At 64.3% G+C, this 11,047-nt stretch carries 7 protein-coding genes; 3 read left to right on the top strand and 4 right to left on the bottom strand.

What is annotated here, in order from left to right; genetic code table 11:
* Positions 1–166: 166 nt before the first annotated feature.
* Entirely contained in the window at positions 167–730 is a 564-nt protein-coding gene (gene pyrE / locus IVA95_RS11675) for an orotate phosphoribosyltransferase (RefSeq protein ID WP_213251103.1), read from the bottom strand.
* A gap of 197 nt (positions 731–927) precedes the next feature.
* On the opposite strand from pyrE, the gene IVA95_RS11670 reads away from it, so the two are divergent.
* Positions 928–1,554 (top strand): glutathione S-transferase family protein, encoded by a 627-nt coding sequence (locus IVA95_RS11670; protein ID WP_247510604.1) that lies wholly within the window; start codon positions 928–930, stop codon positions 1,552–1,554.
* 37 nt (positions 1,555–1,591) lie between these two features.
* On the opposite strand, the gene IVA95_RS11665 is transcribed toward IVA95_RS11670, so the two are convergent.
* From IVA95_RS11665 to IVA95_RS11655, 3 genes are all read right to left on the bottom strand, one after another.
* Positions 1,592–2,227 (bottom strand): LysE family translocator, encoded by a 636-nt coding sequence (locus tag IVA95_RS11665; RefSeq protein ID WP_247510603.1) that lies wholly within the window; start codon positions 2,225–2,227, stop codon positions 1,592–1,594.
* A 242-nt stretch (positions 2,228–2,469) separates the two neighbouring features.
* Positions 2,470–5,526 (bottom strand): DNA polymerase I, encoded by a 3,057-nt coding sequence (gene polA / locus IVA95_RS11660; RefSeq protein ID WP_247510602.1) that lies wholly within the window; start codon positions 5,524–5,526, stop codon positions 2,470–2,472.
* A gap of 153 nt (positions 5,527–5,679) precedes the next feature.
* Positions 5,680–6,732 (bottom strand): acyltransferase family protein, encoded by a 1,053-nt coding sequence (locus IVA95_RS11655; RefSeq protein WP_247510601.1) that lies wholly within the window; start codon positions 6,730–6,732, stop codon positions 5,680–5,682.
* Positions 6,733–6,912: 180 nt separating this feature from the next.
* Between IVA95_RS11655 and IVA95_RS11650 the strand changes: the two genes are divergently transcribed.
* Both IVA95_RS11650 and hrpB read left to right on the top strand, forming a co-directional pair.
* Entirely contained in the window at positions 6,913–8,229 is a 1,317-nt protein-coding gene (locus tag IVA95_RS11650; protein WP_213251089.1) for a UDP-glucose/GDP-mannose dehydrogenase family protein, read from the top strand.
* 188 nt (positions 8,230–8,417) lie between these two features.
* On the top strand, positions 8,418–11,042 hold the full coding sequence (gene hrpB / locus IVA95_RS11645) for an ATP-dependent helicase HrpB (protein WP_247510600.1): 2,625 nt from the start codon (positions 8,418–8,420) through the stop codon (positions 11,040–11,042).
* Positions 11,043–11,047 lie beyond the last annotated feature (5 nt).

Raw genomic sequence — 11,047 nt, 5'->3', positions numbered from 1 at the left:
GGCAAAAGAAATGCGGGCTCCTCTTCTCCCTCTCCCGCTTGCGGGGGAGGGCTGGGGTGGGGGTCTCGCCGCATAAAGAGTGTCAGAAGTCGGGGAGAGAGCCCCCACCCGCCGCGCTGCGCGCGTCGACCTCCCCCGCAAGCGGGAGAGGTAAGCAAGCGGATAATCACGCCTTCAAAAATTCACCCGCCTTGTACAGCGAACGAAACTCAAGCCCTGCCTCGGCAAACGCTTCGCTCGCGCCTTCCTCACGGTCCACCATGGTGAGCACCAGCACGATTTCGCCGCCGGCATCGCGCACGGCCTCGACCGCCTTCAACGCCGATCCGCCGGTGGTGGTGACGTCCTCGACGATCACAATGCGCTTGCCCTGCAGGGTCTCGCCCTTGGCCAGCCCCTCGACTGCGAGGCGGGCGCCATGTTCCTTCGGCTTCTTGCGCACGAAAAACGCCGCGATCGGGTGGCCCTTGAGCCAGGAGAGCTGCGCGATCGCGCCCGCCAGTGGGACGGCGCCCATCTCCAACCCGCCGACGAAATCGAGATTGTCGTCCTTCAGCGCCTCATAGGTCAGTTCCGCCAACAGCGCCGCGCCTTCGGGGTCGAGCATGGTGGGCTTGAGGTTGAAGTAGAAGTCGCTCTTGCGGCCCGAGGCCAGCGTGATCTCGCCGCGGCCGAACGAACGCTTGCGGATGATCTCGGCGAGACGGGCGCGGGAGGCTGATTTGGACACGGCGGTTTCCCCGGGGTTTCTCAAGCGGGGCGCAATCTATCGGCGCTTTCAGGCACATTCCAGCGCCGATCCGGCGCCGTCAACAGGGCACAATGTCCGTCCCGGCGCAGGCCGGCCAGCTCGTATTCCATAGCCGCTGTTGTAACGCCCCGAAGTTCCGGGGTAGTGGATACCGCGCTTTCGCGGGGTACGAAAAAATGACCATCGAACTGCACACCTGGAACACGCCGAACGGTCGCAAGATCTCGGTCGCATTGGAGGAAATGGGGCTGCCCTACAAGGTGATCCCGGTGAACATCACCAAGGGCGAGCAGATGGCGCCCGAATTCCTCAAGCTCAGCCCGAATAACAAGATCCCTGCCATCGTCGATCCCGACGGTCCCGGCGGCAAGCCGGTCAGCATTTTCGAATCCGGCGCGATCCTGCTCTACCTCGGCGAGAAGACCGGCAAGTTCCTGCCCAAGCCGCTGGCCGAGCGCATTCCTGTCTATGAGTGGCTGATGTGGCAGATGGGCGGTTTTGGGCCAATGCCCGGCCAGGTCCATCATTTCATCGCGCTGGAGAACGAAACCGACCGCGCCTATGGCCTGAAGCGCTTCATGGCCGAAACCCGCCGGCTCTACGGCGTTCTCGACCGCCGGCTGGAGGGCCGTGAGTTCGTCGCTGATGCCTTGTCGGTCGCCGACTTCGCCATCCTCGGCTGGGCCTGGCGCCACCCACGCCACAAGGTGGAGCTGAAGGACTTTCCGAACGTCGAGCGCTGGTACAACGCCCTGATGGCCCGCCCGGCGACCAAGCGCGGCATGGAAGCGAAGTTGGATTGATTTTCTTCCCTTCTCCCACAAGGGGAGAAGGAAGAAGTCACGCCCGCTTCGCCTCGAACGCCATCTTCACCGCAAGCCCTGCCAGCACCGTTCCCATCAGCCAGCGCTGCAGCAACAGCCACGTCGGCCGGTTGCCTAGAAACATCGCGATCGATCCGGCGGCGAGCGCGATAATCGCGTTGACGCTGACGCTGATCACGATCTGGATCGCGCCGAGCGCCAGCGACTGCGTCAGCACGCTTCCTACGGCCGGATCGATGAACTGCGGCAGCAGCGCCAGATACAGCATCGCGACCTTCGGATTGAGCAGATTGGTGACGAAGCCCATCGCAAACAATTTGCGCGGGCCGTCGACTTGCAGCTTCTTCACCTGAAACGGCGAGCGCCCGTTCGGTTTCAGTGCCTGCCACGCCAGCCACAGCAGATAAGCGGCGCCCGCGACGCGCAGCGCGTCGTAAGCATAGGGCACTGCGAACAACAGCGCGGTGATCCCAAACGCCGCGCACAGCATGTAGAACACAAAGCCGAGCGCGACGCCGCCGAGTGAGACGATGCCGGCCGCAGGTCCTTGCGTGATCGAGCGCGAGATCAGATAGATCATGTTCGGCCCCGGCGTCAGCACCATGCCGAGCGAGACCAGGGCAAAACCGAGCAGCGTTGTGATGTGCGGCATGGGGAGACTCGCGGGGAGCAATGCGCACGTTTCTAGAGTGCGAGCCGTCGCGATGTCATTCCGCAAATTGCTCCGAGGACATTTCTGTGGAGCCGCATCGGCAGTGCACTCCCTCTCCCGCGTGCGGGGGAGGGCTGGGGTGGGGGTGCCGCCGCATAAGAGGTATCAGAATTCGCGGAGAGAATTCCCCCACCCGCCGCGCTTACGCGCGTCGACCTCCCCCGCAAGCGGGAGAGGTAAAACTAATGCGCCTCGTCCCAATTATTCGCCGCCCTTGCATCGACCTGCAGCGGCACCGAGAGCGCTACCGCCGGGAACGGCGCGTCCTGCATGACGTGCTGCACCACCGGCAGCGTCGCCGCCACTTCGTCGTCGGGCACCTCGAAGATCAACTCGTCATGAACTTGTAGAAGCATCTGCGCCGATAATTTCTTCTCCGCCAGCGCGTCTTCCATCCGGATCATGGCGCGGCGGATGATGTCGGCGGCGGTGCCTTGCAGGCGCGCGTTGATCGCGGCGCGCTCGTTGAAGGAGCGGATCGAGGCGTTGGATGCCTTGATGTCGGGATAGTGCATCTTCCGGCCAAATAGCGTCGTGACGTAGCCGTTGGTGCGGCAGAAATCCCGCGTCTCGTCCATATAGGCGCGGATGCCCGGGAAGCGCTCGAAATATTTCTTGATGTAGGCGGAGGCTTCCTCGCGGGCGATGCCGAGCTGGTTGGCGAGGCCAAACGCGGAGATGCCATAGATGATGCCGAAATTGATCGCTTTCGCCCGGCGGCGCACCTCGCCCGGCATGTCCTTGATCGGCACGCCGAACATCTCTGAGGCCGTCATGGCGTGAATGTCGAGCCCGTCGCGGAAGGCCTGCTTCAGCACGGGAATGTCGGCGATCTCGGCCAGCAGCCGTAATTCGATCTGCGAGTAATCCGCCGATACCAGCTTGTGGCCGGGCGTCGCGATAAAGGCGCGGCGGATCTTGCGGCCGTCCTCGGTTCGAACCGGGATGTTCTGCAGGTTCGGCTCGTTTGACGACAGCCGCCCCGTAGTGGTCGCGGCCAGCGCGTAAGTGGTGTGCACGCGATGGGTCTGCGGATGCACGTAATTCGGTAGCGCGTCAGTATAGGTCGATTTCAGTTTCGAAACCTGCCGCCACTCCAGAATCTTCTTCGGAAATTCGTGACCCTGTTCGGCGAGCTCATCGAGAATCTGCGCCGAGGTCGACCACGCGCCGGTCTTGGTCTTGGTGCCGCCGGGGATGCCCATCTTGCCGAAGATGATGTCGCCGATCTGCTTGGGGCTGCCGACATTGATCGGCTCGCCGGCGATCTCCTGCAACTCGGCCTCGACGCGCGCCGCGGTCTGGGCGAAATCGCCCGACAGCCGCGACAGCACCTGGCGGTCGATCGAAATGCCGCGCCGCTCCATCCGCGCCAGCACGGTGACCAGCGGCCGCTCCAGGGTCTCATAGACCGTCATCATGTGCTCCGCGGCGAGCCGGGGTCTGAGCACGCGATGCAGCCGGAGGATCACGTCGGCACTTTCGGCTGAATAGGCGGTCGCCTTGTCAATTGCCACCTGGTCGAACGTGAGCTTGCTCTTGCCGTTGCCGATGAGCTCGCTTTCGCCGATCACGGCATGGCCAAACCAACGTTCGGCGAGTGACCCCAGCGCATGTGAATTGCGTCCGGCGTCGAGCGCGTACGACATCAATTGCGCGTCGTCGACGTTGCACAGGGTGATGCCGTGCTGCGCCAGCATCACGGCGCTGAACTTGATGTCGAAGCCGATCTTGAGAATGCCCGGTGATTCCAACAGCGGCTGCAACCCCGCCAGCGCCTCGGCGACCGTGATCTGGTCCGGCGCGAGGCCAGCGTCGAACAGGCCTGCGCCGCCGGATTGCTTGTGCGTGAGTGGAATATAGCAGGCGTCGTTCGGCGCCAGCGCCAGCGCGATGCCGCAGATGTCGGCCTGCATCGGATCATCCGAGCTCGCCTTGGCGTCGATCGCAAAAGTGCCAGCGTCATAGGCCCGCGCAACCCAGGCATTGAGCTCATCGAACGTGCGGATGGTCTGGTACTTGGTCCGATCGACCGGCAGCTTTCGCGCAGCTTCCGCGCGGGCCGCTGCGAGCGAAATCGGCGTTCCCTTGTGGCTCGCCGCCTTATCCTGCTTGTCGCCGCCGGTCTTGCCCGGTGCGGTGCCAGCTTTGCCGGCGGGCGGACTGTCGAACAGCGTCGCGCCTTCAACATAGCCCTCCGGCTTCTTGCCCGATGGCGGTACCGCGAAGACACTGGCGCCGCTCTTGTTTCCCGCATCCGGCTCGATATCGGCCGGATCGATCTGCGAGTATTCGGCGACGCGGCGGGTGAGGGTGGAGAATTCCATCGCCTTGAGGAAGGCGATCAGCTTGCGCGCATCCGGCTCGTGTACGGCAAGGTCATCGAGCGGCACTTCGAGATCGACCTTGTCGTCGAGCAGCACCAGTTGCCGCGAGATCCGCGCCTTCTCGGCGTTCTCAATCAGCGCCTCGCGCCGTTTCGGCTGCTTGATCTCGCCGGCGCGCTGCAAGAGCGTTTCTAGGTCGCCATATTCGACGATCAGTTGCGCCGCGGTCTTGACGCCGATGCCGGGCACGCCCGGCACGTTGTCGGTGGAATCGCCGGCCAGAGCCTGCACCTCGACGACCTTTTCCGGCGGCACGCCGAATTTCTCGATCACTTCTGATATGCCGATGCGGCGGTCCTTCATGGTGTCGTACATGGTGACGCAATCGGTCACGAGCTGCATCAAATCCTTGTCCGAGGACACGATGGTGGCGGTGGCGCCGCGCTCGCAGGCGATGCGGACATAGGTCGCGATCAGATCATCGGCCTCGAAGCCGACCTGTTCCAGGCACGGCAGATCGAACGCCCGCACCGCCTCGCGGATCAGCGCGAATTGCGGGATCAGATCGTCCGGCGCCGCTGTCCGGTGCGCCTTGTAATCGGGATAGAGCTTGTTGCGGAACGTGATCTCCGATTTGTCGAACACGACCGCCAGATGCGTCGGCCGGTTATCCTCGGGCATCTCGCGCAACAGCTTCCACAGCATGTTGCAGAAGCCGAGCACGGCATTGACCTGCAGCCCGTCGGATTTGCGGTTCAGCGGCGGCAGCGCGTGATAGGCGCGGAAAATGTAGCCGGAACCGTCGACCAGGAAGACATGGTCGCCCTTGGCGGGGGCTTTGGCGGGCGCCTTGGCAGGGGCTTTGGCGGCGGGAACGGGTTTCGGGGCGGCTTTGGGGGCTGATTTCGGCATGGCCGAAATTTAGGGATTTTTGCGCGGATTGACAGCCTCGGGAGAGGGATTTTGAACCCAATACACACCCGTCGTCACCCCCACAGCCGTCATCACCCGCGAAGGCGGTCGCCCGGTCAAGCCGGGCGACGACAGCCAGGTGTGTCGAGCACCTTACTCCGCCGGCTGCAACGCGGGCCTGGCCTTCTTCGGCACGATCCAGAACGCGGCCGGGCGCTCGAACAGAAAATTCGCCCGCAGCGCCAGCGCCAGCCGCCAGATCACCACCGCCCCCGCGACGCCTGCAACCGTCACGATCAGCGAGACCATCCCGATATCGGTAATCAAGCCGGTCTTCAGCAGCACCGTTCGGGTCACTGCCATCGGCAGGAAGAAGGCGAGATAGATAACGATGGAATGTTCGCCGCAATAGCGCAGGAAATTCAGCCACTGCATGCGTGCCAGCAGCGTGCCCATGACGATGATGGCGCCCGCGCCCGCGAAGCCGAGTGCCAGTGAAACGAGCGGCCATTCGTCAAAGCCGGATAGGACCAGCGCGCCGTTGACGAGCGTCCACAACGCGACACCCACCAGTGCGAAGCCCGGGCGCGCCCGCGCGCGGTCCGACAATGCGAACACGTAGTTGGCAAGCAGGTAACCGGAATAGAAATAGACGAAACGCCCGCAGAATTCGTCGATCACGGTCCAGCCGGTCGTGATATGCGCCATCTCGAGCGCCGCGGCCGCGAGCCAGATCGCAAGCGGCGGGACGCCGCGCAACAGTTTTGTGACAACGAAGAACACCGGCAACAAATAAATGAACCACAGCGTGCCGAACGGCTCGATGAAGGATTCCAGATACATGACACCGACATGCCGCCAACCCGATTCAGCGGCGAAGCCAGGAGCCTTGAAGCCGAACTGGATCGTCACCCACAGCACATAAAAATATGCGAAGTGCAGGACTTTGCGGTCGAGATAGGTGCGCCAGTCACGGTCGATGACGACGGCGAGAAACAAGCCCGAAAGCAGGAAGAAGTCCGGCATCCGGAACGGTTTTGCGAACATCACGAACGCATGCATGAAGCCGGTCTGGCCGGCCGCCGCTTCGACCCCCAGCACCGAATGCATCATCACCACCATGACGATGCAGATGCCCTTGGCATAGTCCACCCAGTCAATGCGGGTGGAGCGTTCCGTGACGGCGGATGTACCGTTTGAGATCATCGGTGTCCCTTTTTGGCGCGACGTGGCCGCATCTTCGGCCTGATCCGTTGCTTTCTTCTTTATCCATACAAAGACCATGCCGGGACCGGCGCTGCTTTTCCGGTTTCCCCTTTGATGAAAAATGCTCTAAGACGCCCGCAAATCGGGATCGGCGTTAACCATCAAATACGGATTGTTTTCATGCGAATCGCCATGATTGGCACGGGCTATGTGGGGCTGGTATCCGGCGCCTGCTTTGCCGATTTCGGCCACCAGGTCACCTGCGTGGACAAGGATGCCGGCAAGATCGAAGCGCTGCGCCGAGGCGAGATCCCGATTTTCGAGCCCGGGCTCGACGCGCTGGTCGCGTCCAACGTCAAGGCCAAGCGGCTGGATTTTACGACCGACCTGACTGCGCCAGTTGCCGAGGCCGATGCCGTGTTCATCGCGGTCGGAACGCCGTCGCGGCGCGGCGATGGCCACGCCGATCTCACTTACGTCTACAGCGCCGCACGCGAGATCGCAGCCGCGCTCTCCGGTTTCACAGTGGTGGTGACCAAATCGACCGTGCCGGTCGGCACCGGCGACGAGGTCGAGCGGCTGATCCGCGAGGCCAATCCCACGGCTGACGTCGTGGTCGCTTCCAATCCGGAATTCTTGCGCGAAGGCGCCGCAATCCGCGACTTCAAATTCCCCGACCGTATCGTAGTCGGCACCGATGACGAACGCGGGCGCAAGGTGCTCGGCGACGTCTACCGGCCACTGTCGCTCAACCAGGCGCCGTTGATGTTTACGGCGCGGCGCACCGCGGAGCTGATCAAGTACGCAGCGAATGCGTTCCTCGCCACCAAGATCACCTTCATCAACGAGATTGCCGATCTCTCCGAAAAGGTCGGCGCCGACGTGCAGCAAGTCGCGCGCGGCATCGGGCTCGATAATCGCATCGGCTCAAAATTCCTGCATGCGGGTCCGGGCTTCGGCGGCTCCTGCTTTCCGAAGGATACCCGCGCGCTGGTCAAGATCGCCCAGGACCATGACGTGCAACTGCGCATTGTGGAGGCTGTGCTCGGCGTCAACGACATCAGAAAGCGGGCGATGGCGCGCAAGGTTTCCAACGCAACCGGCGGCCTGCGCGGCAAGACGGTCGCGGTGCTCGGCCTCACCTTCAAGCCCGATACCGACGACATGCGCGAGGCGCCGTCGATTCCGCTCGTCACCGGCCTGCTCGACATGGGCGCCAAGGTGCGCGCGCACGATCCGGTCGGCATGGAGCAGGCGAAGAAGGAACTGCCCGAGATCGAATATTGCACCGACCCCTACGAATGCGCGCGCGGTGCCGACGCGCTGGTGATCGTCACCGAGTGGGTCCAGTTCCGGGCGCTTGATCTGGAGCGCCTGAAGAATGAAATGGCGCAGCCCGTCGTGGTCGACCTGCGCAATATCTATCGTCCCGAGGACATGGCCGCGCAGGGCTTCGTTTACGAGAGTGTGGGACGGGCGCCTGAGCCGAAGGTGTAGCCGCAACTACAGTTGTCATACCCCGCGTAGGCGGGGTATCCAGTACGCACGGTCTTCGTAATCAGTAGCGTCTGCGTTTACTGGATCACCCGCTTGTCGCCTCCGCTAAAGCTCCGGCGGACCTATTTTCCAAACCCTCGGCGAAGCCTTGGCGGAGACGGGTCGCGGGTGATGACGGATGAGAGATATTGCCTCTTACCTTCGATACCCTTCTCCCGATCGATGTGGTGCTCGACGAACTCGGGCGCACACTCGCGGCTAACAACACCGCGGTGCTGGTCGCCCCGCCCGGCGCCGGCAAGACCACGCGGGTGCCGCTGGCGCTGCTCGATGCGCCCTGGCTGAAGAACCAGAAGATCATCATGCTGGAGCCGCGGCGGATCGCGGCGCGGGCCAGCGCCGAACGGATGGCACGAACGCTCGGTGAGCGGGCGGGGGAGACCGTCGGTTATCGCGTCCGCTTTGGCTCGAAGATTTCGCGCGCGACGCGCATCGAGGTCGTCACCGAGGGAATCTTTTCACGCCAGATTCTCGATGATCCCGAGTTGAACGGCGTTGCGGCCGTGCTGTTCGATGAGTTTCACGAGCGTACGCTTGATGCCGATCTGGGGCTCGCGCTGGCCCGCGATGCGCAGACCGGCCTGCGCGAAGATTTGCGTATCCTGGTGATGTCGGCCACCCTCGATGGCGCCCGGGTCGGCAAGTTGCTCGGCGATGCGCCTGTCGTTGCCAGCGAAGGCCGCGCCTTTCCGGTGGAGACGCGCTATCTCGGCCGCAAGGCGGACGCACCCATCGAGCGGCAGATGGCTGATGCGATCGCCACCGCGCTGCGCGCCGATCCCGGCTCGGTGCTGGCGTTTCTGCCGGGCGCCGCCGAAATCCGCCGCACGCAAAACTTTCTCGCCGAGCGGGTTCATGATGCAAGCGTCGAGATCGTGCCGCTGTTTGGCGCGCTGGAGGCCGCCGTGCAGGACCGCGCCATCGCGCCGGCGCCGAAAGGAACGCGTAAGGTCGTGCTGGCGACTTCGATCGCCGAGACCTCGCTGACCATCGAGGGCGTCCGCATCGTCGTCGATTCCGGACTGGCGCGGGTGCCGCGCTACGAGCCCGATATCGGCCTGACCCGGCTGGAGACCGTGCGCGCCTCACGCGCCGCGGTCGACCAGCGCCGCGGCCGCGCCGGCCGCACCGAGCCCGGCGTGTGCTACCGGCTGTGGGACGAGCCGCAGACGGCGTCGCTTGCCGCCTACACCCAGCCCGAAATTCTGTCGGCCGATCTATCCTCGCTGGTGCTCGACCTCGCACAATGGGGCGTCAGCGATCCGGCGACGCTGGCGTTTCTCGATCCCCCGCCGGCGCCGGCGCTGAAGGAAGCGCGCAGCCTGCTTCTCGAACTCGGCGCTCTCGATAGCGACGGCCGCATCACCGCAGAGGGCAAGAGCCTGCGTGCGCTGGCGCTGCCGCCGCGGCTAGCACGCATGATCGTGGATTCGCATCGGCTGGGCGCGGGCGAAGAGGCCGCCGAAATCGCCGCAATCCTCACCGAGCGCGGCCTCGGCGGCGACAGCGTCGATCTCGACCACCGGCTTGACCAATTCCGCCGCGACCGCTCGCCGCGTGCCGCGAGCGCGCGCAGTCTCGCGCAGCGATGGGCGCAGCAGGTGGCAGCGACGGAGCGCGTTCTCTCTTCTCCCTCCCCCCTTGCGGGGTCCGAGGCGAGCGAAGCTCGCTCTCGAGGCCGGGGAGAGGGGGCCACACGGGAAGTCTTTCCTGCGGCCACCCCCTTCCCCAACCCCTCCCCGCAAGGGGGAGGGGAGCCCTACCATTCGCGCTCGCCTGACGCAGGACTTTCCACCGGCGTCATGCTCGCACTTGCCTTCCCTGATCGCATCGCCCGCAATCGCGGCAATGGCAGTTTCGTGCTCGCCAACGGCCGTGGCGCCGTCGTAGAGCAAGCCTCGTCGCTGGCGCGCGCGCCCTATATTGCCGTTGCCGAATTGACCGGCACCGCAGCCCAGGGGCGCATTCTGCTGGCGGCGCCGATTGCACAAGCCGATATCGAGGCGCGCTTCGCCGATCAGATCAAGGACACCGAAGAGATTTCGTTCGATCGCGGCGCAATGGCGCTGCGTGCCCGCCGCAAGCGGACGCTGCATGCGATCACGCTGTCGGAGGCGCCGGTGGCGCTAACGCCCTCGGCAGAGACCGCACGCATTTTCGCTGCGGGTTTGGTTGCCGCCGGGCTCGACAAGCTGCCGTGGTCGAAATCGCTGAAGCAATGGCGCGACCGCGTGATGTTCCTGCGCAAGGCGGAAGGTGATGGCTGGCCCGATCTGTCGGATGGTGCGCTGGCAGCCGAAGCCGAGAACTGGCTGGTGCCCGCGCTGTACGACAAGACCTCGCTGAAGGATTTTTCGCCCGGCGATCTCTCTGACGCGCTGATGACGCTATTGCCATGGGAGTTGCGCGCGCGGCTGGAGCGCGAGGCTCCGACGCATTTCGAGGCGCCAACCGGCACCATGCTTGCGATCGACTACGAGGCGGAGCAGGGGCCGACCATCGCGGTGCGCTTGCAGGAATTGTTCGGACTGAACACACATCCCTCGATCGCCAAAGGCAAGGTGCCGCTGGTGCTGGAATTGCTGTCGCCGGCACAGCGGCCGGTGCAGGTGACGCGCGACCTTCCAGGTTTCTGGCGCGGCAGCTATGCGGCCGTACGCTCGGACCTGCGCGGCCGCTATCCCCGTCACCCCTGGCCGGAAGACCCTGCCACCGCGCTGCCGACCCGCCGGGTGAAGCCGCGCGGGACGTGAGCGTT

Source organism: Bradyrhizobium sp. 157 (assembly GCF_023073815.1).
GTDB lineage: Bacteria > Pseudomonadota > Alphaproteobacteria > Rhizobiales > Xanthobacteraceae > Bradyrhizobium.
The sequence above is the reverse complement of the archived record's forward strand: the minus strand, read 5'-3'. Positions and strand labels throughout refer to the sequence as shown.